Annotated in this window: 22 protein-coding genes and 2 pseudogenes; 11 read left to right on the top strand and 13 right to left on the bottom strand. The window is 69.1% G+C overall.

Annotation, left to right across the window (positions count from 1 at the left end):
• The first annotated feature begins 125 nt into the window (after nt 1-125).
• The gene (locus tag O3W51_RS11865; RefSeq protein WP_269285627.1) at nt 126-860 is read left to right on the top strand and encodes a hypothetical protein; all 735 of its coding nucleotides are present in this window, start codon (nt 126-128) and stop codon (nt 858-860) included.
• Nucleotides 861-989: 129 nt separating this feature from the next.
• On the opposite strand, the gene O3W51_RS11860 is transcribed toward O3W51_RS11865, so the two are convergent.
• Nucleotides 990-2114, bottom strand: coding sequence for an NADH:flavin oxidoreductase (locus tag O3W51_RS11860; protein ID WP_244808940.1), 1125 nt, complete (start codon nt 2112-2114; stop codon nt 990-992).
• Nucleotides 2115-2448: 334 nt separating this feature from the next.
• Here O3W51_RS11860 and O3W51_RS11855 point away from each other — a divergent pair, with 334 nt between their 5' ends.
• A complete protein-coding gene (locus O3W51_RS11855; protein WP_138351753.1) occupies nt 2449-2877 on the top strand; it encodes a VOC family protein in 429 nt (142 codons plus the stop codon).
• Between the two features lie 338 nt (nt 2878-3215).
• Nucleotides 3216-3431, top strand: a pseudogene (locus O3W51_RS48795) (DUF4232 domain-containing protein); the annotation flags it as partial.
• 87 nt (nt 3432-3518) lie between these two features.
• Here the strand turns inward: O3W51_RS48795 and O3W51_RS11850 are convergent.
• The 5 genes from O3W51_RS11850 to O3W51_RS11830 form a co-directional block, all read right to left on the bottom strand.
• Nucleotides 3519-5597, bottom strand: a complete 2079-nt coding sequence (locus O3W51_RS11850) for a tetratricopeptide repeat protein (RefSeq protein ID WP_138351752.1) — start codon at nt 5595-5597, stop codon at nt 3519-3521.
• A gap of 6 nt (nt 5598-5603) precedes the next feature.
• Nucleotides 5604-6830, bottom strand: coding sequence for a hypothetical protein (locus O3W51_RS11845; protein WP_138351751.1), 1227 nt, complete (start codon nt 6828-6830; stop codon nt 5604-5606).
• A gap of 492 nt (nt 6831-7322) precedes the next feature.
• Entirely contained in the window at nt 7323-7508 is a 186-nt protein-coding gene (locus tag O3W51_RS11840) for a hypothetical protein (protein WP_138351750.1), read from the bottom strand.
• A gap of 129 nt (nt 7509-7637) precedes the next feature.
• Complete coding sequence (locus tag O3W51_RS11835) at nt 7638-7835, bottom strand: hypothetical protein (RefSeq protein ID WP_138351749.1); 198 nt, start codon at nt 7833-7835, stop codon at nt 7638-7640.
• A 172-nt stretch (nt 7836-8007) separates the two neighbouring features.
• Nucleotides 8008-9192, bottom strand: a complete 1185-nt coding sequence (locus tag O3W51_RS11830) for a low temperature requirement protein A (protein WP_187144689.1) — start codon at nt 9190-9192, stop codon at nt 8008-8010.
• A gap of 226 nt (nt 9193-9418) precedes the next feature.
• Between O3W51_RS11830 and O3W51_RS11825 the strand changes: the two genes are divergently transcribed.
• From O3W51_RS11825 to O3W51_RS11815, 3 genes are all read left to right on the top strand, one after another.
• Nucleotides 9419-9886: a GNAT family N-acetyltransferase gene (locus O3W51_RS11825; protein WP_269285619.1), complete on the top strand. Its 468-nt coding sequence runs from the start codon at nt 9419-9421 to the stop codon at nt 9884-9886.
• Nucleotides 9887-10148: 262 nt separating this feature from the next.
• Complete coding sequence (locus O3W51_RS11820) at nt 10149-11951, top strand: serine/threonine-protein kinase (protein ID WP_138351746.1); 1803 nt, start codon at nt 10149-10151, stop codon at nt 11949-11951.
• Nucleotides 11952-12044: 93 nt separating this feature from the next.
• On the top strand, nt 12045-12596 hold the full coding sequence (locus O3W51_RS11815) for a GNAT family N-acetyltransferase (protein ID WP_138351745.1): 552 nt from the start codon (nt 12045-12047) through the stop codon (nt 12594-12596).
• A gap of 152 nt (nt 12597-12748) precedes the next feature.
• On the opposite strand, the gene O3W51_RS11810 is transcribed toward O3W51_RS11815, so the two are convergent.
• The 4 genes and pseudogenes from O3W51_RS11810 to O3W51_RS11795 all read right to left on the bottom strand — a co-directional run bounded on the left by O3W51_RS11810 (nt 12749) and on the right by O3W51_RS11795 (nt 15619).
• The gene (locus tag O3W51_RS11810; RefSeq protein WP_138351744.1) at nt 12749-13015 is read right to left on the bottom strand and encodes a hypothetical protein; all 267 of its coding nucleotides are present in this window, start codon (nt 13013-13015) and stop codon (nt 12749-12751) included.
• A gap of 327 nt (nt 13016-13342) precedes the next feature.
• Entirely contained in the window at nt 13343-14086 is a 744-nt protein-coding gene (locus tag O3W51_RS11805) for an SDR family NAD(P)-dependent oxidoreductase (protein ID WP_269285616.1), read from the bottom strand.
• A 193-nt stretch (nt 14087-14279) separates the two neighbouring features.
• Nucleotides 14280-14573: pseudogene (locus O3W51_RS11800) on the bottom strand (FAD-dependent monooxygenase); the annotation flags it as partial.
• Between the two features lie 77 nt (nt 14574-14650).
• Nucleotides 14651-15619 (bottom strand): Clp protease N-terminal domain-containing protein, encoded by a 969-nt coding sequence (locus O3W51_RS11795; RefSeq protein WP_138351742.1) that lies wholly within the window; start codon nt 15617-15619, stop codon nt 14651-14653.
• A 68-nt stretch (nt 15620-15687) separates the two neighbouring features.
• On the opposite strand from O3W51_RS11795, the gene O3W51_RS11790 reads away from it, so the two are divergent.
• On the top strand, nt 15688-16047 hold the full coding sequence (locus tag O3W51_RS11790) for an excisionase (RefSeq protein WP_138351741.1): 360 nt from the start codon (nt 15688-15690) through the stop codon (nt 16045-16047).
• A gap of 118 nt (nt 16048-16165) precedes the next feature.
• Here O3W51_RS11790 and O3W51_RS11785 read toward each other — a convergent pair whose 3' ends face one another.
• Together O3W51_RS11785 and O3W51_RS11780 are read right to left on the bottom strand one after the other, a co-directional pair.
• Nucleotides 16166-16702: a GNAT family N-acetyltransferase gene (locus O3W51_RS11785; protein WP_138351740.1), complete on the bottom strand. Its 537-nt coding sequence runs from the start codon at nt 16700-16702 to the stop codon at nt 16166-16168.
• Nucleotides 16703-16805: 103 nt separating this feature from the next.
• The gene (locus O3W51_RS11780) at nt 16806-17774 is read right to left on the bottom strand and encodes an MFS transporter (RefSeq protein ID WP_269285611.1); all 969 of its coding nucleotides are present in this window, start codon (nt 17772-17774) and stop codon (nt 16806-16808) included.
• A gap of 99 nt (nt 17775-17873) precedes the next feature.
• Between O3W51_RS11780 and O3W51_RS11775 the strand changes: the two genes are divergently transcribed.
• Entirely contained in the window at nt 17874-19826 is a 1953-nt protein-coding gene (locus O3W51_RS11775) for an SMI1/KNR4 family protein (protein ID WP_138351739.1), read from the top strand.
• 194 nt (nt 19827-20020) lie between these two features.
• Nucleotides 20021-21415, top strand: coding sequence for a pyridoxal phosphate-dependent decarboxylase family protein (locus tag O3W51_RS11770; RefSeq protein WP_269285609.1), 1395 nt, complete (start codon nt 20021-20023; stop codon nt 21413-21415).
• A 215-nt stretch (nt 21416-21630) separates the two neighbouring features.
• On the opposite strand, the gene O3W51_RS11765 is transcribed toward O3W51_RS11770, so the two are convergent.
• Entirely contained in the window at nt 21631-22143 is a 513-nt protein-coding gene (locus tag O3W51_RS11765; protein ID WP_138351738.1) for a nuclear transport factor 2 family protein, read from the bottom strand.
• A 432-nt stretch (nt 22144-22575) separates the two neighbouring features.
• On the opposite strand from O3W51_RS11765, the gene O3W51_RS11760 reads away from it, so the two are divergent.
• Nucleotides 22576-23097, top strand: a complete 522-nt coding sequence (locus O3W51_RS11760; protein ID WP_138351737.1) for a hypothetical protein — start codon at nt 22576-22578, stop codon at nt 23095-23097.
• Nucleotides 23098-23203: 106 nt separating this feature from the next.
• On the top strand, nt 23204-23773 hold the full coding sequence (locus O3W51_RS11755) for a hypothetical protein (protein WP_244808938.1): 570 nt from the start codon (nt 23204-23206) through the stop codon (nt 23771-23773).
• Nucleotides 23774-24006 lie beyond the last annotated feature (233 nt).

Genomic DNA, 24006 nt, shown 5'->3' with positions numbered 1-24006 from the left:
GTCCGGCGGCCCCGTGCACACGGCGCTGAAATCGTCACCCCTGACCGTGTGTCAGGGTGCGGTCAGGGTTGTGCGGGGGGCGCCCCGGACGTCGTGTGACGGCGCCCGAAGCCAAGCTGTGCCTCATGACCCGAACGAAGAGTCTCACCATCGCTCTTGCCGCCACTGTGGCCGCCGGCGTACTGACACTGGCCACGGCCACCGCGTCGAACGCCGCCGCACTGCCGCCCAAACCGTCCGGCCCCGGTATACCCACATCTTTCGACTACCGCGACTGTCCCCAGCTCCCGTCGGGCGCCGATCCCGCCGCCTGGCGCTGCGAGGTGATGGTCGCCAACATCCGCCTGGCAACCGGCAGGATCCCCGCCGTCGACGTGCCGTTGACCGTCACCCACTCGGAGGGCCCGCTGCCCGACGGCACCACCGGCCAGGTCTTCGGCGCGATGCACGCCCGGTCGGTCGCCGTTCCCGGCATCCCCGGCCTGAGGATCCAGCCCGAGTACGCCGGTCACGCCGACTTCATCGGAAACGGCACCATCCGTGGCTCCATCGATATCACGCTCCGCCTCCAGTACCCGGGCTCACGGCGGACCTGCGCCATCGGCTCCGACCGTGCACCGCTGACCATCAACTCCACCGCTTACGGGCCCACGCAGTGGGTGTCCCAGCAACCGCCGATCATCAAGGGGGAGATGTACGACAGCACGTTCGCGGTACCTGGTGTGAATGGCTGCGGCCCGATCGTCGACCGGCTGTTGGACCGCGGGTTCGCGCTGCCGTCGCCGGCCGGCCGCAATCAGTTCTCGCTGGTCGGCTACTACAGCTTCCGCACACACGCGGACCTGACCGGTCAGGCGTGAGCGCATACTGCGGCGCGGCCCCGTCCAAGGCCACGGGGGCGATGAACGGGGCCGGCTCATGCCGGTCAGGAGACGTTGTCGTGAGCGAGCGGGACGTCGGCTCAGCTGTGCGGCTTCACCTGACCGACGTCAGGTGAGGGACTTCATCGACGCCGGGTCGTAGGCCGCCAGCTCTCCGAACCGACCGTCCAGCACCTTCGTGGCCCATTGCGGGTCGTTGAGGAGCGCGCGGCCGATGGCGACCATGTCGAACTCCTCGGACTCCATACGGTCGAGGAGGTCGTCGATGCCCTTGACGGCGGCGCCCTCGCCCTGGAAAGCCTTGTGGAAGTCGCCGTCCAGGCCGACCGACCCGACGGAGATGGTGGGCTTGCCGGTGAGCTTCTTCGTCCAGCCGGCCAGGTTCAGGTCGGCGCCGTCGAACTCCGGAACCCAGTAGCGCCGTGTGGAGGCGTGGAAGGCGTCCACCCCGGCTTCCGCCAGCGGGGTCAGAATCGCCTCCAGCTCCTGCGGGGTCGCGGCGAGGCGCGCGCGGTAGTCCTGCTGCTTCCACTGCGAGTAACGGAAGAGGATGGGGAAGGAGGGGGAGACGGCGGCGCGGACCGCGGCCGCGATCTCCGCCGCGAACTTCGTACGGGCCACCGGGTCGCCGCCGTACGCGTCGGTGCGGCGGTTGGTGCCTGCCCACAGGAACTGGTCGATCAGATAACCGTGCGCGCCGTGCAGCTCGACCCCGTCGAAACCGAGACGCTCGGCGTCGGCAGCCGCCGTCGCGAACGCCTCGACGACGTCGTCCAGGTCCTGCTGCGTCATCGCCTTGCCGGTGACCTCGGCGCCCTCCGTGCCGATCCCGGAGGGGCCCACCACCGGGGCGTCCGCGTAGGGAGGATCCCCCGCGTTGCGCACCATGCCGATGTGCCACAACTGCGGCACGATCGCGCCGCCCGCAGCGTGCACGGCGTCGGCGACCTTGGCCCAGCCCGCCAGTTCCGCCTCACCGTGGAAGCGCGGAACGCGGTCGCTCTGCCCGGCCGACTCATGACCGACATACGTGCCCTCAGTGATGATGAGGCCGACACCCGCGGCGGCGCGACGGGCGTAGTACGAGGCCACGTCCTCACCGGGAACACCGCCGGGGGAGAACATCCTGGTCATGGGTGCCATCGCGATCCGGTTCCGGACGGTCAGGCCGTTGAGCGAGACCGGCCGGGACAGGATCCGGGCCGCGCGGTCGGCAGGGGCGGTGGGGGACACGAGGGCTCCTTGTGGGAGGAGGAACGGTAAGAACAATGAGAAGAAGGTGCATAACGGTCGGTATGTGCATATGCATCGAGCTCCCCCCATGGCAACCGATCCGCTCGTCTCGGGATTCCGCCAGCCGCCCATACGTCGTTGTGATCCTCGATACAGCCAGGTGAGGAGATGCAGGCGGCGGAGTCCCCGGACTGCCCTCAGCCCTGCTGTCCCCGGCGCGGGCGAGCGGTTGCTTCATGCTGATCGGCGACCTGAGGATTGCCCCGCAACTGTTCGCCGGCACGGGGACTCACCTGGGAAATGAGCCGCAGAGTCCTCTTGATATGGTGCGCCGATGTCAGCGATCAAGAAGTTCCAAGTCACCTTTGACTGCGCAGAACCTGAGCGCCTCGCTCGCTTCTGGTGTGAGGTGTTGGGGTACGTCGTACCGTCGCCCCCGGAGGGGTTTGCCACTTGGGATGACTTCAAGCGCTCGCAGCCGCCTGAGCAGCGGGATTCATGGTTCGCCTGCAGTGATCCCTCAGGTGTGGGCCCGCGACTCTACTTCCAGCGTGTCCCCGAAGGGAAGGCTGCCAAGAATCGGGTGCATCTTGATGTGCGGGTCGGCACCGGTCTCGTGGGTGACGAGCGCCTCGCCGCACTTGAGGCCGAGTGCGCACGGCTGGTCCCGCTCGGCGCGGTACACGTGCAAACGCTGTATGACGGCAATGATTCGTGCATTCCGATGCAGGACATCGAGGGCAACGAGTTCTGTATCGACTAACCGGCCGCAGGGTGGAGGCCGACGGCGGGCCAGCGATCGCCAGATCTGCCGACGCAGGCTGCGCCGGGCCCACGGGGCATGACGGCTCAGGCGCCGAAGGTGCGGGGGCCGGTAGTTCGAGGAAGCCATCCAGCAGTGAACGGTCGGCGTCCGGCACCAGGTGGAAGCGGAAGGCGCCGACACCGTCGAACACGGTCGTGGCCGCCCAGTTGACCAGCTCGAATCTGGCACGCAGGTAGCTGCCTCCCGAAGCGACGACTTCGGCGCCCTCCAGCGAGATCACCACAAGGTGGGTGGCACCGCATCCGCAGTCCACGGGGCAGCAGTCCAACTCGACCATCCTCAAGGACGGGCAGTCGACGTACTTCGGCATCGACTACCCGATCAACAAGTCGGGCGGCTCCGGCGTCCGCATCACGCGGCTGCTGGTGACCCCGCCGGACGAGACGAAGACGGTCACGCTCCAGTGGCCGGGAGCCGCCACGCTGCCTGTCACGGACGGCAGCGGCTCCCCGGTAAAGGTCGGCGCGGTCGGCAGCGCCGGTCAGGGCGGCTGGCCCTCGCGCCCCAGGGTCTGGGATGCGGTCGCCGTCGACCATCCGTTCGCCCGCTGTCCCTCCGCGGCTCAGGCCCACCGACCCTCACGCCAGGCAGTGCTCGCGCTGCTCCTTCAATTCCGTGACGTCCGCGCCCGGCAGGGTCAGCGCGCGGTCGAAGTCGGCCAGTGCGAGGTCCCGTTGGCCCTCGGCCTGGTAGGCGATGCCGCGGTTGAGCAGCACGTCCGGGTCGTCGCCGACCAGGTCCAGCGTGGCGGTGAGGTCCTGGACGGCAGCTTGGTAGCGGTCCTGCTGGTAGTGGACGACGGCGCGGTTGAGCAGGGCCGCGGGATAGTCCGGGTCGAGGTCGACGGCCGAGTTGAGCGCTTCGAACGCCTCGGTGAGCGCACCGCGTTGCAGCAGTATCGTGCCGCGCATGCACAGCAGTCGCGGTTCTGCGGGCCGCAGTTGGAGGCCGGCTGCCATGTCGGTCTCCGCCGCGTCGAACTCCTCCAGGTCCAGGAGCAGTTCGGCCCGGGCGAGCCGGGTGTCGACGTCATCCGGCTCCATTTCCAGGACGTAGCCGAAGTCCGCCAGCGCACCGTCGGTGTCGCCGTTCTCGACGCGCGCCGTTCCGCGGTTGTAGAAGAGCTCGGGGAACGGCGGAGCCAGCTGTACCGCGCGGTCGTAATCGGCCAGGGCGGCGGCGAAGTCGCCGCGCGAGCGGTGGATCCGGGCCCGCTCGGAGAGGTAGTCGGTGTAATAGGGGTCGAGGTCGACCAGCGTCGAGTAGTCGGCGAACGCCTCGTCCAGCCGGCCGGTGGCCGTCAGCAGTCGGGCCCGGTTGTACAGCAACTGCGAGCGGTGCAACTGCCACTCGTCGTCGGTCAATTGCGCGTCCAGTCTGGCCAGGCAGGACTCGACGAGTTCCAGTGCGCGCCCCAGGTTGCCCCGGTGCATCTCCACCAGCGCCAGGCCGTTGTCGTGGAAGACGCTGAAGGTGAGCCGCTCGGCCGGGTCGGGCAGGATGCCGGCGATGGCGGCGGCGTTGTTCTGCCAGCGCAGCGCCTGGTCGTGGTCACGCGGCCGGAGGAAGCGGGTGTGCAGCATCGCGATCGAGTAGCTGGTCATCATGTGGACCTTGGGGTCCGGGTAGCGCTGGAGCAGGTCCAGGTAGAGCTCCATCGACTGGTCCAGCCGGTCGAGCGGGACGCAGGCGTGCGCCGCCTGCTGGGTGAAGTCCCAGAAGTCGTGCTGCTCGGCGTCCGGGTCCGTGACGGCCCGGCCGCGCAGGCCGAGGTCCACCACCATCGCCGAGAAGCCGACCTCGACGCAGTAGCGCTGGGCCGCCAGCAGGGCGAGCCGACCGGCGCCCGACGGATCGCTGCCGTGCTCGCGGTGGTAGGCGAGGGCGCCGACCCGGACGCCCCAACCCGGGGACGCGTCCTCCAGCTCCTGCGCGCGCCGGTCGTGCAGCCGCGCGCGCAGGTCAGGCTCCGTCTGCTGGTAAGCGAGCAGCTCGTCGGGGTCGCCGCTCGTGCCGTCGCCGGACACGTAAGCCTCGGCCCATGCGGCCGACCCGGCTTCGCCACGCGGGGTTGCGGTTTCGGGCGGCGGCGCCCCGGCGTCGGTCCGCTCGGTGCAGCGGTCCAGCACCCGCGCCAGCTCGTCCGGCAGCTCGCCCTCGGCTCCGCGGACCACCACCTGTAGATGCTGCGGGTCGGCGCGGCGTACCAGCAGGGCGATGAACTCCTGCGTGGTCGGCTCCGCCTCCGCCACCTCGTCGAAGACCAGGCAGGGGGCCGGCTCGCCGCAGGACTGCATCCGGCGGGCGTACTCGAGCAGGAAGGTGACGATGCCCTGGCTCATGCAGCGGATCATCCCGGCGCCGAAGAACCGGGTGCGCTCCTTGATGGAGGACTCGTTCGCCAGAGTGCGCGGGGCCGGCCCGATCAGCTCTGCCAATTCGGGTATGCCGTAGAGCAGTTCCACCCGGTGGTGCTCGACCAGTTCGGGCCACCGGCGGACCGCCTCGGGCAGCACAGCCTGCAGTACGGTGTCCACTCCGGTGTAGGGGCCGCGCAGCCGCCGGTGGCAGCGGGCCACGACGGCGTGCTCCCCGGTGCCGGGGTACCCGGGCCGCGCCGCCGGGCTGCCGCCCATGATCCTGCGATGACCGGCCATGTCAGTTCACCCTTCGCTCGGGGAGGTCGTGGACAAGGAGCGGGACGACGGCGCCGAGGCGGCCCCGTACGAGGCGCGGCGCTTGCGCCGGGAGAGCACGATCAGCGCGACGACCTGGGCCACGTTCATGCCCAGCGACAGCAGGGAGTCCCAGAAGTGCGGATCGACGTGCCCGGAGCCGATGCCTTGGGCGGCGATGCGGAAGTAGCTGACGGTGACCGGGATACTGGCGAAGACGGTGATGGTGGCCAGCACGCAGAAGCCGAGCAGGATGAACGGTCCGTAGAAGGTGCCGACCCGGCGGTCCTGTTCGGTCCACTGCTCCTCGTCGGCCTGCCGCTCCGGGCGGCGCAGCAGGCGCCAGATCCGGTTCTTCAGCAGCGCCTTGGCCGCATCGTGCAGGTCGTAGCAGCGCAGCGCGGTGGCGAAGACATAGTAGAGGTCGGTGCGCAGATAGAGCTGGAACTGCCAGCCGATCCGCATCACCACGGTGAACGCCAGCGCCAGGCAGACCCGGCCGGTCAGCGGGAAGCTGCCGTCGGCGTGCCGGCCCGCCGCCGCGATCAGCCCGAGCACTCCCAGCACCACGGCGTCGCAGACCATCCCGGCCAGGAACGGCAGGTAGCGCTTGCGGCGTTGCACGCTCATCAGACCGTTGGTCTGCGTCTCGGCCACGATGTAGGTGAGCCGGTTGCTCAGTCGCAGTTTGGTCGGCAGGCCCAGGCGCCGTCCGGCGAGAATGTGGAAGCCCTCGTGGGCGAGCAGCAGCGGGATCTGCCCGAAGGTGATGACGAGTTGGACGGTCAGCAGCGATTTGACGAAGAAGATCTGCGAGGGGGCGGGCCGCAGTTCGCCGTGCTGAGCGACGGCCACCAGCCAGCCGGCCACGACGGCCAGGTAGCAGAGCCAGGCCACCGGCGAGAAGGCGGCGCGGCCCAGCCGGCGGAAGCGGACTTCGGTGGCGGGCTCTTCCGGTTCTGCGGCGTCGTCGCGGACGAAGCCCAGGTCGTTGAGCGTGGCCACGAAGTCCTCGACGTCGACCGGCTCGTCGAACGTCCGCTCGTACCACTCGGCGGCCTCGTCCAGTGGCAGGCCCTCGGAGAGCTGCCGGAGCAACTCGGCGCCGTCGGCGGGGAAGACCGCGTAGGTGCCGGTGTCCAGCCGACCGACGACGACCCCGTCACCCTCCGGGACATAGCTCAACTCGTAGACCGCAAGGGTGGATCCGCTCACATCGCTCCCCAGTATCGGCCGGCACCCGGCGTACCCGGGCGCACCGGTGATCCGGCGCGCCCGGGCTGGATGTACCGCGCTACCGTTACGCGTTGGCGCTGTACGGGCACTGACAAGCGGCCGACGTCAGGCGGATGTCGCCGGTGCGGCGGACGGTGATCTTCTTGGTGGCCTTGAGAGCGGTGGTCGACTTCATGGTGAACCTCCCGGCTTGATGGCTGCCCCGGCCGGCGGCCGGGCGGGACTCAACATCCCCGGTCGGTTCAGGTGCGTCAAGACATCCGCCGTCAGCTCAGATAGATCAGCAAGTGCCCAATATCCCCCGTCCATCCATCTGAGCTGCCGCATTCTGCTTCCGGATTCCATGGCGGGAGCACGCGGTGGCCGAGAATATGGCTCAGACCCTACGGGTGCTCCAGCGTTGGGCCGGGAGCCGGTAATTCGCTGGCTCTGCATGCGCGGCGACCGCAACGCCCCGGGCCGGAAACGCCCTCAGAGAACTCCCCAGGGGTTGGGGTGCGAAGTGAGGGTGGGGTCCTCGGACCAGATCAGCCGGGCTTCGAGGTCGTCGCCGAGGAGCTCCTTGAGGCGGTCCACCGCCCAGCCGTTCCAGTAGACGGCGGTCGGGAACACGGGCAGCCGGTACGCCCGCAGCGGCGCCTCGGTCGCGTCAGACATCACGGCCCCGTCCACACGGCGCCGAGGCTGGGAGCGCCGGTCGCGAGGTCCGTCCCGACTGCGGCAGGGCGCGCGCTCGGGCGCTGCCCGCGCGGTTCGGATGGTTGCCAAGCGTGACGAGCTGGGTATTCATCGGCGCCGAAGCCAGCCGGGCAGGTTGGGGAGCAGGCAGGGAAGCCAGTGCCGCAGTTCCTGCATGACCCGCAGCGCTTGCCGGCGACGGGCGGGAAACTTCGACCACACCGCCGGAGCGATGACGACCCCGAACAGCAGAAGGACGATCAGGAGCCAGCCGCCCAAGGCGGCGGCGAGCAGGAAGCGAAGCATGAGAGCCTCCGAGGCCATGACAGAGCCATGGGGCTCTCTCCCGCCGACGGAGGGCCGACCTGCACCGCCGGGCAGCCTCTGAACGCTGCCGTGTTGACGACGATGCAGTGCAAGGGATACTCCACTCCCGGCGGTTCCCTTCCCACCCGACAAGATCTCTACGCTTCGCTCGTCAATCCTGCCGTTTGGGCGTCCGTGGTTTGACGCTCAGCGCCCCCATGCCGGCTCCCCTTCCACCCCAGTTCTGCCGGAACTGCCCGCTCTCCCAGACGATGAGTGCGAGCAGCACCAGGGCGGCTGTCGCGAGCGCGACGGCGCCGCTGTTCCAGCGTGCGGCGGGGGCGACGAGTGCCGCGACGGCGAGCGCTGCTGTGAGTCGGGGTCGGGACCAGTTGGCCGCCAGCGTGCGGTGGAAGCAGGCGAGTCCGACCAGGTAGAGGCAGATCCCGAGCGGTAGGAGCAAGGCCGCGAGGTGGTGGGAGGAGTGGCGGAACTCGTCGATGGCCTTCTCCATTCCGACCGCCGCGACCGCGATGCCGAGGATGATCAGGTAGTAGGCGTACCCGAAGGAGTAGACGGCGACGCGCGGCCGGCGATCCGCCGGGACGCGTTCCAGCCGTGCTTCGCTCTCTCGTTCCTCGCGGTCGAAGTAGAGCCACCACATCTCCGCGCTCAGTACCAGCGCCAGGAGGGCACCGACGATGGAGGTGGTCACGTTGGTCTCTCGCGATGTCGCCGCGCCGACCTCGGCGATCGACTCGCCGAGGACGATGATCACCGCGAGTCCATGGCGCTCCACGAAGTGCCCGGCACCGACTGCGAACTTGCCGACCCCGGTGACCAGGGGTGTCATCACCTCCATCGCGGCTGCCAGCGTCCAGAGCCACAACCGTGCGTGCGGCGGCACGAACCCGGCGGCCAGCACCACCAGGGCGCTGGCCAGGTTCAGTGGTCCGACGCGGAGGATGCCGCGGTGCCCTGAGGTGCCGATGAATCCGACCAGGTGGACGGTGACGACCACGAGGTAGCTTGCGCCGAAGATCAGCGCCCAGGGCCCCGTTCCGGCGGCTTTCGGTACGACCATCGACATCAGGAAGAACCCCGCCGTCCCGGTCAGGAGGAGCAGGCGGGGGCCGGTGCGGTCCAGATCGAGCGCGTTGGTCAGCCAGGCGTAGCCGGAGTACATCCACCAGATGATCACCAGGAGCACGGCCACGCGTCTCAGACTGAGGAGCGTGGGTTCGGCGGCGAGGATGGAGGCGACCTGGGTGATGGTGAAGACGAAGACCAGGTCGAAGAAGAGTTCCAGCGGTCGAACGGCGTCCGCGGCGTCCGGGACGGCTCTCTCATCGGTCACGTTCGCGATTGTCCCAGCACGGCGCCGCAGCACCGGCAGGCCAGATCACAGCCGCGTGTTGTGAACGGGACGGTTCAGCTCGGCGGCTGCGGAATGACCGTAGCGTGCGCAACAGGTGCGGTGCTATCGCTGGATTGGGCGAGTGCGCGGTGGGTGCCGTTCATGGCCTGCGACAAGAGCGGATGGGTTTACCTGCCGGAAATCGATGTTTGTCAGAATCCGTGACATGAAGATCGAACAGGTCCCGTGGGCGGACCCGGACGCCACCTCCCTTCGCGTCCGGCAGCGAGCGGAGATCGCCGTGCGCTACGGAACCCCGGACAGCGAACCTGGTGCGGCGCCGTCGGAAGCGGACATCGCGTCGTTCTTCGTGGCTCGCGACGACGACGGCACCGCTGTCGGGTGCGGGGGACTTCGCCATCTCGGGGACGGGGTAGGTGAGGTGAAGCGCATGTATGTTGCCCCGGCCTGGCGCGGCTCAGGTATCGCGTTGCGGATCCTCCGCGCGCTGGAGGACTGGGCGCGTGAGCGAGGCTGGACGAGCCTTCGGCTGGAGACCGGCGATGCCCAGCCCGATGCGGTCCGCTTCTACACGCGCGCCGGCTACGAACGGATCCCGAACTTCGGTGCCTATGCAGGAACGGAGAGTTCTCTGTGCTTCGAGCGACTTCTCGAGCGTGCTGACCACGCATAGGACTCACTCAACTGCGAGCAGCATCCCGATGAACTCTTCCGGTCACCGCGCTCGCGGGGAACACCGCTGAGGAGAGCTAATGCCCCACCGCTGCGCCTGCTGCTGATGTTCTTGGCCCTCCGGCCGACCGTCCGGGAGCCGTGCGGAGAACCGTCCCGGCCGTCCCGCGCGTCCCCTTCTTCACCGGGTACATCAACAGTGTCTATTCTCAGGTGAGTTACGCCGATGACCAGGCGAGAAGATCCGGGGGAGTCACGCCATCATGAGCAGTGCGAACGGGGACGGACACGACGAGCGGGACGATTACCTCGACGGGGGCATCAAACCGCTCGCGGTGAGCGACCCCGCGCGGATCGGTCCGTATCTGCTGCTCGGGCGGCTCGGTGCCGGTGGCATGGGGCGGGTGTTCCTCGCACGGTCGGACAGCGGGCGGACCGTCGCGGTGAAGGTCGTGCACGAAGAGCACGTGTCCGACGAGCAGTTCAGGGCGCGGTTCCGGCGGGAGATCGACGCGGCGCGGCGGGTCGGGGAGCAGTACACGGCGCCGGTGCTCGACGCGGATCCGGACGACAATCCGCCGTGGGTCGCCACCGGGTACGTTCCCGGGCTCTCGCTCGAACAAGTCGTACGGCGGCACGGGCCGTTGCCGGCCGCGTCCCTGCACGCCCTCACCTTCGGGCTGCTGAAGGCACTCAAGGACATTCACGAAGCCGGGATCGTGCACCGCGACCTGAAGCCGTCCAACGTGATGCTCACCGTGGACGGCGCGAAGGTGATCGACTTCGGAATCGCCCGGGCGCTCGAAACGTCCGTCGACTCCTTGCTGACCAGTACGGGGATGGTCGTCGGCTCTCCCGGGTTCATGTCGCCGGAGCAGGTGCGCGGGCAGCGCGCCGGGGTGAAGAGCGATGTGTTCACCCTCGGGTGTGTGCTGATGTATGCGGCCACGGGGAAGCTGCCGTTCGGTCAGGGGGCCAGCAACCAGCACGCCGTGATGTTCCAGATAGTCGAGGGCGAGCCCGATCTGACGGGCGTCGAGGACGCCTCGCTGCGGGCGTTCATCGCCCTGTGTCTGATCAAGGACCCCGCCCAACGGCCCAGCGTCGACGAGCTGCTGGACGCTCCCGAGCGGACGCGTCCCCTCATCACGCTCGGCACGTGGTTGCCTGCCGCGGTGGTCGCGCATCTCGCGCAGCAGTCGGCACGGCTGCTCGACGCCGAGGCGGCGCCGCTTCGGGAGGAGCCGGTGGACCGGGCGACCGTCGGGCTGCGGCCGCAGAGCGGGACCCCCGACGTCATGCCGGCCCCAGGGGGCGCCACAACGGGGGAGCGCGAACGGCGGCCCCGTCGGCGGAGCACGCTCATCGTGCTGCCCATCGTCGCCGTTATCACCGTCGGTGGCGGCACGGCCGCGCTGCTCCATACCTACGACAGCGGCCGCGGGGCCGGAGCGGAGGCCAAGCCGCCGTCCGGCAGCGTGAGTGCTGCTCCTGCGGGCAGTAACGCACCCGGCACAGGAGGCGGTTCGCCCGCCACAGCACAGGGCGTCACGGGTGGGCAGAACGCCCAGGGGGGCGCTGGGAGTTCGGCGCCGCCGGGGGGTGGCGGCAACAGCAGTCCAACCGCCGGCGGCAGCGGGTCCGGAGGTGGGTCCGGCCCTTCGGGCCCGGGCGGCGGAGGTCCGTCCAGTACCGTCGGCTCGCCCCCCAGGCCGCCCGCGACCTCGCCGGCCACCAAGCCCGCCACCACGCCCGCCGGTTCCCGGCCGCCCGCCATGACGGGCTACAACGTCGCGTACAACAATTCCTGCGTCGGCGCGTGCAACATGCCGCTCACGGTGTCCTGGTCGGCGATCTCCCGAGCGACCCGGTACGACATCCACTACACCAACAAGGGCAGCAACTTCACCACGAAGAACGTCGACAGCGTCTTGTCCACCAGCGGCACCAAGTATGTGATCAACGGCCCGTTCTCCGGTGACGAGATCTGCGTCGCGGTACGCGCGGCCAACCAGTACGGCGCCTCCGCCTGGGCGCAGACCTGGTGCGGCACGGTGCCCTACTAAAGCGTGCGGGTCTGCTTGTCGAAGACGGTAGGTCGGCCGCCTCGTGGGCCGGTACTGGGGCTCCCGCATGCGGGCGCGCGATAGATTGCCGCCATGACTGAGCCCGGACACGTCGCTTGGCCACCTGCCCCGATCGAGACCGAGCGCCTCGTGCTCCGTGCGTCCGAGGCGCGGGACCGTGCGGCGTGCATCGAGCTGTCCGCCTCGCCGGAGGTCGGCACGTATGTCGGCGGCGCTCGGCCGCGTGATGAGCTCGAGCGCACCGTGCCCGAAGTGCCCGGGCGGCGCCCCGGCTTCTTCGTGGTCGAGCTCGGCGGGGCGATGATCGGCTACATCCAGCTGCTCGATCGGCGTGACGCGGAGCGTCCGGGTCACGTCCGTCCGGAGGGCGGCGAGGCCGAGCTGGGCTACATGTTCCTGCCCGAGGCGTGGGGGTATGGGTATGCCGCCGAGGCATGCGCAGCGGCACTCGGCTGGTTCGCCGACGCGCTTCCCGGCGAGCCGGTGGTGCTCACCACCCAGACCGCCAACGCGCGCTCGATGCGCCTCGCGGCGAAGCTGGGGTTCACCGCGGTGGAACGGTTCGAGGAATGGGGTGCCGAGCAGTTGTTCGGCGTGTGGTCACCGGTCACACCGTCCGGTTGAGTCCGGGCGCGACAGCGCGGATCCACGTGGCCACCTGGGTGTCGACCGGCGCCAACAGCCGTGCTTCGTCGCGCAGACTGCCGTAGCCACTACGGAAGAGCGGACAGAACCTCGCAGAGCGCGCGCTACCGCCTAAGGAGAGGCCATGTAGTTCAGAACAGGCCCACCTCGGCCACGGGGGTCTCGTGATGTCCCATTCCGTATCCGTACACCTGCACGGCGCCGTGCTCCACCTCTGTCCACGTCAAGCCCTCGGCCTGCGTGGGCATCTGGCCGGCCGCCCGCATCCTCAGCATGCGTGCCTTGGCCTCTTCGGCGAGCCCCATCGGATCGTCCGAGTCGTGATCGCTGTCGGTCCAGCCTCGGGCCAACTGGCCCTCGGTCCAGTACAGCAAGATCCGCGTCTCGTAGTGCTTCATGGCGTACCTCCACCTCAACGGTGCTCCATCGACTACTGCTGCGCACGTCCAGGAAGCTTCCGGGTTTGTCTCAGGGTCCCGCAGGCAGGGCCCTGAGGTGATTCAGCTGACGGTGGCCTTTGCGGCATTCGGGGGCGACGGGGTGCTGGTCGGTCTCCTTTCCGATCCCGGCGAGCTCGTCGGTGGACATGTTGAGCTCTGCCGTCAGGCGGCCTCCGGAGTCTTCCAGCGGTAGACCCCTCCGCGCCAGGCATCGACGGTCACAGCGCCTCCTCCTCGTCCTGCTGATCCGTCAGAGAATCTCCTCCTGCCATGCAGAGCCGGCGGCTATGTACGCGGTTTACGCGAGCGGGCCATGGCCGCGACAATCCGGCGCGGCAGATGCCGGACTGCCTGGTCGTACAACTTGAAGTGCCAACCGGCGATGCTGACGGGCGCGCCCCGCCGCAGGTCCTTCATCGCTTCTTCCACTACTTGGTCCACCTCGAGCCAGAGCCAGTCGGCGACCGGAATGCCCGCCGCGCCCGGGGTCCGGGTGAACCCGGGAACGACTGCGAGGACGCGTATGCCTTGGTCCTTGAAGTCGAAGCGGAGGGATTCACTGAAACGGATCAACCAGGCTTTGGCCGCTCCGTAAGTGCCGGTGGGCAGGAGACCAGCAACGGATGCGATGTTGAGGATCACGCCGTGGCGGCGTTCGGCCATCCCGGGGATCGCAGCCTGGGTGAGCCGAAGCGGGACTCGGATCAGGAGGTCGATCATCCGCTCTTCGTCCGCGAGCGGGCTGCGCGGGTACGGTGCCGGGAGTGCGTGGCCGGCGTTGTTCACCAGGATGTCGATGGTGCTGTTCCGCAGTCGGTCCTCGACCCGGGCGCAACCTTCCACGGTGGTCAGGTCGGCCTCGATGGTGTCGACGCACACGCCGTAGCGGGTGTGGAGGTCGGCGGCGACGGCGTCCAGGCGCTCGTTGCCGCGGGCGACCAGTACGAGGTCGTGCCCGTCAGCGGCAAATCGCCGGGCGAATCCCGCCCCGATGCCGTAGGTGCCGCCGGTGATCAGAACTGTGGTCATGTCGTGCGCTTTCTGCGTCGGTGGTCGCCGGCCGTGTGGCCCCAGGTGATTGCGCTGGCTTGCTGGGCGGCCGGTTGCCTGGTCGGATCGGCTGTCTTCAGCCAGGTTGGAAGAATGCGAGCATTTTCTGGCCGGCGTCCGGCGACTCCAGGACTTCCTGGATGTGCGCGGACTGCCGGCCGGCGGCGCTGGTGCGTTCGAGCGGGGCGTCGTCGGGCGTGTGCTCCTGCAGCAGCAGGGTGCCGTCCGGCTCGAGAAGTTGCAGGTCCTGGCCTTCACGACGGGCAATCGCGTGGAACCGGTCGAGCAGGCCGGCCTCGCGCAACGCCCGCTGCCCGGTCCCGGAGTGCAGATCAAGCATGCCACCCTGACCGCGCGCGCCACGCGACGATTCCCGTTCGTACACCACGGCGTCGATGCCGTTCATGTGCAGCACACGAGCAAGGGCCAGGCCGCCCAAGCCGGCGCCAACGCTGCTGATGGTCATGGGGGCCTCCGAATCACCGCACCCCGGGCTGTCCTTGCTCGTCCCGACGACAGGTTCTCGCCCGCTGATCGGCCGGCTCACCGGCGGAGCCGGGGTGCGAGGACCGCGCGTACGACCTTGGCCACGTTGCCCGCGGCGGATCCGTCCTCTTCGGGTTCCGGTTCCAGCACACGTTGGACCTGCAGCAGCAGTTGGTTGGCCGACCGCCAGAGCGGGACGAACATGCCGGCCACCGGCCCGACGCCCTGGATCGGGCCGTTGGCCAGCTCGGTGACCTTCTTGGCGAGCGTGACGGTTGTCGGGTCCCGCAGGATCACGTGCACCTCATCGTCGACCAGCCGGATCTCCATCGTGCGCGCGGCGGCTTCCTCCGGGTTCGCGTCCGTGGTCGTCTCCGGATCCAGTGCGTCGATCTTGGCGGCGACCGCCTTCGGGTCGACTCCGAGTTCGCGCAGCACCTTGGCCGCCATGCTGTTCTCCGCGCGCAGCATCGCCTCCAACAGGTGATGGCTGCCGACCGGTGCGCCACCGGCCAGCGCGCCGGCGGCGGACAGGGTGTCCTCGGTGGCAGATGTGCCGGCAGGCCAGGGGCCGGCCGTGACGTCCTGCGATCCCTCCGACGACGCCAGCACGGCGGCACGGATCTTGCTGATCGGATTGATCCGCTCGGCAAGGATTTTCGCGCCGACGCCCTCACCTTCGCTGACCAGGGCAAGGAGGATGTGTTCCGTCCCGATGTTGGTGTGGTGCAGCTGCTGCGCCTCGCGGAGGGCGAGTTCGAGTGTCTTCTTCGCTTGCGGAGCGAAGGGGATATGGCCGCTCAGCTCCTGCGTGCCGGGCTTGACCACCGCGGCGATATCGGCCTGCGCCGTCTGCTTGTTGTATCCGAGCCGGTGCAGGACTTTCGCCGCCGTGCTGTCGGGCGCGTCGAGCAGCCCCAACAGGATGTGCTCCGTGCCGATGTGGTTGTGCCTGAGCAGCCTCGCCTCCTCCTGAGCCGTGACGACCACCTTGCGGGCTTCCGGAGTGAACCTTTCAAATGGCATGGTTCCATGGTCTCAACCCTGTCAATACACTGCTATTGACAGGGTAACTGTGTTGAAGGGAGGGTGTGATGGAGTCACCGTCGGACTGGGAGGACCGGCTCGCGCGCTGGCAAAACGAGCTCGAGCTGTTCGAGCATCTGGATGAGACACCCTGGGTCACGCTGGGCAAGGCGGAGGCTGAGACCGGCGTTTCCCGCTCGGCCCTGCGGTCCTGGTACCGCAACGGCGAGATCCAGTCCCGGTTGGCGGACGGCCCGAACGGGCCACAGCGCCTGGTCCAGTTGGACGCGGTGATCGAGCGCGCCGCCGCGTCACCGCGCATTCAGCGCAGGGCGGAACGGGAGGTCAGCCTGGAAGCACAGGTCGCCCTGCTACGACACCGGGTTGACCAACTTGAGCTGCGGCTGGCCGCGCTGGAGCGGAAGTGACCGACGCGAGCAGTACCGTGCCATCGGCGCGGAGCGGTCGACCCAGGTCAAGGGCGCAGACCCTGTTCCCTTCGCTGGGTGCCGCCGCGTAGCCGACAACCGGTGCGGCCGGGGCCCGTCACATCGGGAGGGAGAACAGCCGCACTGGCTCCGGAGGCCAGTACGCGTTGTCGCGCAGGGCGATCACCATGGTCCGCAGTGGCATGGTCACCAAGCGGGTGTCGGGTTGTTCGACAAGGACGTCCCTGTCGAGCGGGTGCCATCCCAGGCGCTGGTACAGCGGCATGAGAGGGGGCCGGCAGAACAGGAGAGCGTGCTGTGGACCCATCGTGCGTGCGTGGTCGAGTGCCGCTGCGAGCACGAGCCGGGCGAGCCCCTGGCCTTGCATGTGGGGTGCTACGGCCACCCCGCCGACGCCCACCACCTCTGTCTTCGTGTCGCCGATCGCAACCGGCAGCCGTAGCAAGCCGGCGTGTGCCACCAGCCGGTCGCGGTGTCTGATGCCGAAGTGTTCTTCCTTGGGCAGCCAGGTCAAACCGGTCGCGGCAACACCGAAGGGATCATCGCCGGCGCCGAGGATCTCGTCCTGCTCGGTCCTCGTGTACCGAGGGAGCCGCACTACAGCCGGTTCTCCAGAGAATTGGTTCTCAGACATCCCCACATGATGATCTCTCCTCCGGGGACTGGCCAAGCGATTGCTCAGCCGATCATCGAGAAGGGGCCATGGATTCCCGGTAGCACAGGCGATCCGCGGCGGGTCAGGCAGGCAAGGGTCGCGCGTCCGCATCCGTGTCGCTGTCCGGAGGTACCGGATTGTCGGCAGCCAGGGAGCGGATGCAGGGTATCGGCGAGGGCAGCAGCCACAACAGCGACAGCGCTCCGCCGACGGCACCGATGAGGAGGGTCGCCCGGAGGCCGATGAGCGTAGCGAGGAGGCCACCGAGGACGGCGCCCACAGGACGCAACCCGTAATTGATCGTGCTGTACGCGCCGGCCACGCGACTGCGCATGCCATCGGGGATCACGGTCGCCTGAAGCGAGTTGAGGTTGACGTCGAAGAGCATGACGCCGACGCCGGAGAGGAACTCGGTCAGGGCCAAGGCTCCGGCGCGGGACCAGAGGGGGCCGCCCGCGGCAGCGGCGATGGCGATCGGCGCCGGGAACAACACAGCGCCCACGACGATGCTGCGCCCCACGCCGAGCCTTCGCGCGACCTTCGGGGCGATCACCGCGCCCAGGAGCGAGCCGGTGGCGCCGATCCCGAACGCCATGCCGATGACTCCCGCGGTCAGTCCGAGGTTCCGGTTGGCGAACAGCACGATCAGTCCGCTGCCCGCGACAAAGGTGAAGAAGTTGACGGTCGCCGCGCACCCGAGGCTTGCCCGGAGTACTGGGTGACGGACAACGAATACCAGCCCCTCCCTGGCACGCCGTAGCAGCGGGGGTGTCGCTCGGTCAGGGGCGGCCGCCGGTTCGTCGGTGGAACCCCGACCGACCAGAATCGCGGACGCCAGGAACGTCAGGGCGTCGACGACGACGGCGACGGGAGCGGTGAGCGCCTGGACCAGAGCGCCACCGATCGCCGGGCCGGCGACGTATGACGCGGAACGGCTCGCACTGAGCTTGCTGTTCGCGTCGAGGTAGGACGAGCGGGGCACCAGGTGGGCGAAGAACGGCGGATAGGCGGTGTTGAACAGCACCCCTGCTGCGCCGGTCAGTAGCGCCACGGCGTGCGATCAGCGTTGGCCGCCGCCTGCTGACGTCCCGGCCGGTTGTCCACAACAAGCAGCGGAGCACTGTCAGTGGCGGGTGGCAGCATCGGGCGCATGACGGACACCACGGCATTCGACTGGCGGGCCTTCCTGCTCAGGTGGAGCGGGGAGTGGGCGGATTCCCTGCCCGACGGCGAGACGCAGGACGAAGGCGACGAAAGCGCGCGGCAAGCGCGCTGGCTGGGGTTCCCGGCCGCGTCCGAGGAGCGGATCGCAGCCATGGAGGAGTGCCTTGGCCGGCGGATGCCCCCGTCGTACCGGGAGTTCCTCAAGGTCAGCGACGGGTTGCGGCATGCGGGCGGGTCCGTGTCGTTGCTGGCGGGCACCGAGGCCGCGCGCTGGCACAACGATGAGTCGGGACTCGCGGTCCTGTTCGAGGAGTATCTGGACGAGGACGCCGGCCCCGAGGAACGGCAGGAGGCGGACATCTGGCGGCGCGGACTGCAGCTCGATGTCGAGTCCGACATCGCCTACGTCCTCATGGATCCCGAGGACGTGGACGAGAACGGTGAGTGGGCCGTGTACACGTGGGCGAGCTGGCGGGCCGAGCCGCCCGCGCGGCACGCGAACTTCCTCGAGTTCCTGCGGGACATGTACCGGGAGTTCCACAGCCTGCTGGTGCACCGCCGGGACGGGGAGCCGCTGTTCGCCAGCGACACGACGCGCACGTTGGACGCCTTGGTGGAGGAGGCCCGGCTGGAGGCGCTGCGCGGTGGCTGGGAAGCGGCCGTGAAGATGCTGGACGAGGCCAAGGCGTACAGCAGACCGCGGGCCGCCGGGCTCGGCGACCAGATACGCCGCCTGCTCGGAGAGAGGTACATGGTGGACTACGACGGCCTGGTGACGGACCCGCAGTACGCTCCCGAGCTGCTGCCCCCGCTGGTCGCCGAGCACGCGGCGCACTCGTACCGGGCCGACTCGACACTGACGTTCCCTCTGCGGGGCGCCGACGACGACCTGGTGTCCTCGGCCTACGCGACGCTGAACCAGGTGAGGAACCACACCTACCGGTACACGGCGGCCGGACCGTTCGGGGAAGCGGTCGAGCGGGCGTGGGAGCTGGCACGGTGGGGAGACACCGACGAGGCTTGGCGGACACTGATGAACGCTCTGCCCCTGTGGGAACCGCTGGGACCGTATCATCTGGCGCCGCTGGGGTGGGTGGCCGACCCCGTGCTCGGGCCGCTACTGACTCCGGAGCGGGGCCGGGAGCTGCTGTCCACGCCTCGGGGCGGGCAGGCGGGCCAGGCACCGACGCCGACGGCCGCACTCGACCCCACCGACCTGGCGTGGCTCGCGGAACCGGACCCGGGCAACAACCGTACGTCCTACCGGTTCGTCCTGGTGGAGGGCGTGGAGCCGGAGGAGTTGCCCGGATGCCTCACGGACGGGGACGGCATGGAGCTGAACGAACCCATGACCCTCGGGGAGGCGCGCCAAAGGTCATTGCACGGCCGGACTGAGTTCTCGTCCTACGACGACAGGGCTCTGATGGCGGTCGGTCGGGCCGGCACCGATTGGAGCTTCGCCTTCGACGGCGATCCTGCCCCGTTCGACCAGCGACGGTTCGTCTCCCCGGCCGCGGCCGCCGGCGCGGGCACCCGTGCGGTGGTGGTGTGGAGCGGCCTGAGGCCCTGGCATGGTGACCCGTTCTTCCACCTTTCGGTGGCGCGAGACGGTGCGGAGGAGTACGCATTCACGTACGCGGACGGAGAGATCCAACAGAGCGGGGAAATACCGAGGGCACTGGATCCGAGCCGGTTCTTCGGCACCCTGGAGGACGGGGCCGAGGTGGAACGGTCGCTACTGGAAGCGGTGGCCGGTGAGTTCCGTGCGTCTCTGCCACGTCATGCCATCGTGAATGGACGGCTGCACACCTTGACCACCCGTTCATGGACGCGGCCGCCGGGGGAGGGCGAGCGGTACGCGGTGATCCGCATAGGCCGCGCAGCCGAGGGCCTGGCGGACGGTCGGCGGGCGGGAGAGGACGCGCCGGGGAGCAGGTAGAGAACCCGCTGATTCCGATCCCAGCGAAGTGCCGGCCTGGTTCCACAGACCGGTCTGGGCGTGGACCGGTGCTGGCCCCGGACGTGCCGCTCCACTGCCTGACTCTGCTGGGGGATGCCCGTGGAGCGGATGGGCAGGGTAGAGCCACGCGGTACCGTGCGGGTGCCCCGTCGCCCGGCTGCCCGGAGGTTCGCGTGGAGAAGGATCATGGATCGGGCCCGGGTCGGCCGGCCGACGCGCTGGGGATGACGCCGAAGGAGATGCGACGGCTCGGTCATCTCGTCGTGGACCTGGTCGTCGACCACTGCGAGTCCCGGGCGGACGGGCCGGCGATCCAGCAGGGCACGCCGGAGGAACTGCGGGCGGTGTTGGGCGGTCCGGTGCCTGAGGTGCCGGGCGACGCCGACCGGGCGATCAGGACCCTCGTGGACACGGCGCTCGCCAACATGCAGCACGGTGACCATCCGCGGTACTTCGCCCGGGTGCCCGGGCCCTCGTCCTTCGCGGCCGTGCTCGGGGAGTGGCTGGGCACCGGCCACAACGCGATCGCGACGTCCTGGGGCGGCGGGTCGGGCCCCACGACCGTGGAACTGGTCGTCGTCGACTGGCTCCGGGAGCTGCTGGGCATGCCCGAGGGTACCGACGGCATCCTCGTCAGCGGCGGATCGCTCGCCAACCTCACCGCCTTCGCGACGGCCCGGGCGGAACTCGGCGACGGAGTCGCCTATCTCACCGACCAGACCCACTCCTCCATCGCGCGGGACCTGCGGGCCCTCGGGTTCCCGCCCGACCACGTACGGGTTCTGCGCAGCGACGAGCAGCTGCGGATGCCGGTCGGGGAACTGGCGGCGGCGGTGGCCGCCGACCGTGCCGCCGGCCGCCGGCCCCTGATGGTGGTCGCGACCGCCGGCACGACCAACACCGGGACCGTCGACCCGCTGCCGGAGATCGCCGACCTCTGCCGGGCCGAGGGCCTGTGGTTCCACATCGACGGCGCCTACGGTGCTCCCGCCGCCCTGAGTGCCACCGGCGCAGCCGCCCTGGCGGGCATGGAACGCGCCGACTCCCTCGTCATCGACCCCCACAAGTGGCTGTTCCAGCCGTACGACGTGGGCTGCGTTCTCGTCAGGCGCCCGGGGGCGCTGGAGCGAGCGTTCACCATCAACGCCGAATACCTCAACACCTCCGCGGCCGGCGGCGAGGTCAACCTCCGTGACCGGTCGCTGGAACTCAGCCGCCGCTCCCGTGCCCTCAAGCTGTGGCTGACCTTCAGGGTGTACGGCGCGGCGGGCATCAGGGCAGCGATCTCGCAGGGCATCGCGCTCGCCGAGTTCACCGAGAGCCGGCTGCGCGCCGACCCGCGGTGGGAGGTCGTCACCCCGGCCCAGCTGGGAGTGGTCACCTTCGCACTCACCCACGGCGGGGACGGCGCGCACGCCACGCGCGCGGCCTCCCTCGCCGCGAGCGGCTACGCGGCCGTCACCTCCACCACGGTGCACGGCCGCAGCGTCCTGCGCCTGTGCACCATCAACCCGACCACGACCGAGGACGACATCATCCAAACCCTCGACCGCCTGGCCACCCCCTGAAATCCGCCTTGCGGGCCGCATCCACTTCCCGGTGCGTGCCGCGCAGGATGTGTTGCCTCATGGCGGGCGGGCCAGGCCGGCATGCTCGTCAGCCCCCGGCAGTCCTTGTGTTCGACGTCGGACAGCATCCGGAGCTCCAGCCGGCGCGCGGGCGGTTGCCCGGGGCTCGACGCACCGATACGGGCCTGTGATCCGGGCCGTGGTCTGGTCGAACGTCAATTGGTGGGCGGGGTCCAGTCGGTGGGAAGGCCGGACTGGGCCAGGACCGTGGTGAGGCTGTAGTGGTCCTCATCGGAGGTGATCCGGCAGTGGTTCCGGTCGAGGTCGAGGAGCGTGGTCATCGGCACGGCGAAAGGCTTGGGCGCGCCCTTGAGGTGGCCGGAGTAGACGGCCTTGACGGTGATGCGGTTGCCGTCGCGGTGGGCCGTGCGCACGGTGACGTGGACGTTGTCGATGAGACTGTCGGCGCGGGCCTTCCACCCGGCGATCTCCTGGGGGCCGTGGAAAGTGATGCCCACGCCCAGGTCGGCGTAGGTGCCGCCGGTGGTGAACAGGGCGCCGAGCGCCTGCGGGTCGGTGCCGTTCCATGCGCGGGCCCAGTCCGCGACGATCCTCGGCTGCCGGTGTTCGGAGTTTGCGGCGTGGGCGGTGGTGGCGGTGGTTGCGCACAGGGCCGCGGCGGCGATCAGCACGGTGATGGCACGGGACGGGCGGGAGGTCGAGATCATGGTGATGCTCCTTGGGGTGTGGGTACGGGCGCGACCGGTGGTGGCCCGCGGTGGGCCGCCGACGGTCGGCATCCCGGGGGAGGGGTGTGTCTGGGAGGTGGGAGGGTGCTGGCGGTGATGGGCGCAGAGCTACGGCGGCCGGGACGAGCGGTGGAGCCGCTCCCTGCCGAGTGGATCGGTGGGCTGCTCCCTGTTCGTCTGCGCGCTTGCAACGCTCATGCACACAGACTCGTGTCAGGCGGTGTCCACTTTCCAGGCCCGACCGGAGCGAGGAGTGTCCATCGCTGTCCGCACTCGTCCACCCGGTAGCCGCCACTACAGGAACATCACCGACCGGGCCTCGCCGCGCGTCGAAGGCGTTTATCCCTTACCGAGTGGCATCGCCGGGATGACAGGATATGCCTTTTCCCGCAGTCGGCAGAAGAGGCGAACATGACCAGGACCGAGGCGATCCGAAGGCTGCGGATGCTCGCCAAGGAGCGCGCGTTCGGCTGCCAGATGGGACGTCAGGTGGGATCCGACCGGCTCATCCAGACCGGGCTCGATGCTCTCCTTGCCAACGTCGACTCTCCCTCGATTCCACTCCTCGCCGGCCTGGGAAAGAAAGAGGAGCCCGAAGCACCCGAGCTGTTCGACCGCGTGGTGGATGAACTCGGACTCACTTACCGGCTGCCTGTCGATCTGGACGACGCCCGGTGGGCACTCGCCCGCTGGTGGGCCCTGCTCATCGCCGACGGGGATGTCGATCCGGCCACCGGTGCCGACATGATTTGGGTCGAAGCAGCGATGGAACTCGGCTACCCCGAAGTGCTGCAGCCCATCGTCGAATGGGCCATCATCTTGGGCGACTGGAACGAGGAATGGGACATCACCATCGACGAGATCAGGAGCAACATTCTCACAGCCGCACACGATCTCCTGACGCGCCTTCCGCAGTCACCGCCCGAGCCCTGATCGCGGTTCAGCACGTCATGGGCCGGGCTCGGGGCTGATCGACTCCCAGTCCGCCCGCACCGCCGACACCGTCCCCGCCGCCGATACGCTCGGCCCGCTGCTCGCCGTGCACGCGGTCGCCGCGAACGTTCAGGACCGCGACGGTGACGTCACCCCCCTGTTCTGCTTGGATGCCGCTATGAGCACAGGGACACACGCGGAGTCGGGTCTGACGAAGAGCATCTGGAGCGACGCTGACTTCGATGAGATGGGATGGCACGATGTCACCATCCACGCCCTGTGCGTGCAGCCAGGACCTTCCGAGAACTCGCTGCCACGTCTGCTGCTCGACATCGATTACATCGTCCGGTGGGTGCATCCGGTCCCGCCGGAGACACACTTCAGCTTCTGGATCGCACCCTCCACGCTCGTGTTCGAGGACATCTGGGATATGGAAGGTGATCTCGATTTCAAGGGGATGGGCATGAGTCTGGACATTGACCACCTCCGCAGATCGGTCTCGGACGGCAGCCTTGCCCACCCGCATTGGCATATCGAAGGTGACGGCTTCGACCTCAAGTTCCATGCCACCGGATACCACCAGTACCTTCGTCAGGCGCCGCGGCATTCGCCCCGGCTGGTGCTCTCGCACGAGGCCCGCGAGGGGCTCTCCTTGGCGGAGACGGCATTCTCCTGAGGAGACCTGCAACCCTGTTCAGCCACCCGGGCAGATCTCGAACGCGGACTCAGAGACACTGAACGTCACATGCTCGACGTCCTTGAGGTCGGAGGACAGGCCAGGGGCGACAGGCGGTAAGGGGTCGTCGCCGACCGCCTCGAGCAAATCCGGTGGCTCCGGTGGCTCCCGGACGACAAGACTGCGCGGGTGAGTACCCTGCCGCCGTTGCCTGGCCCACTCCCCGTACCAGT

Source organism: Streptomyces sp. H39-C1 (genome assembly GCF_027158125.1).
Classification (GTDB): Bacteria; Actinomycetota; Actinomycetes; order Streptomycetales; family Streptomycetaceae; genus Actinacidiphila; species Actinacidiphila fildesensis.
Note: the sequence above shows the minus strand (reverse complement) of the source record. Positions and strands in the feature narration are given on the sequence as shown.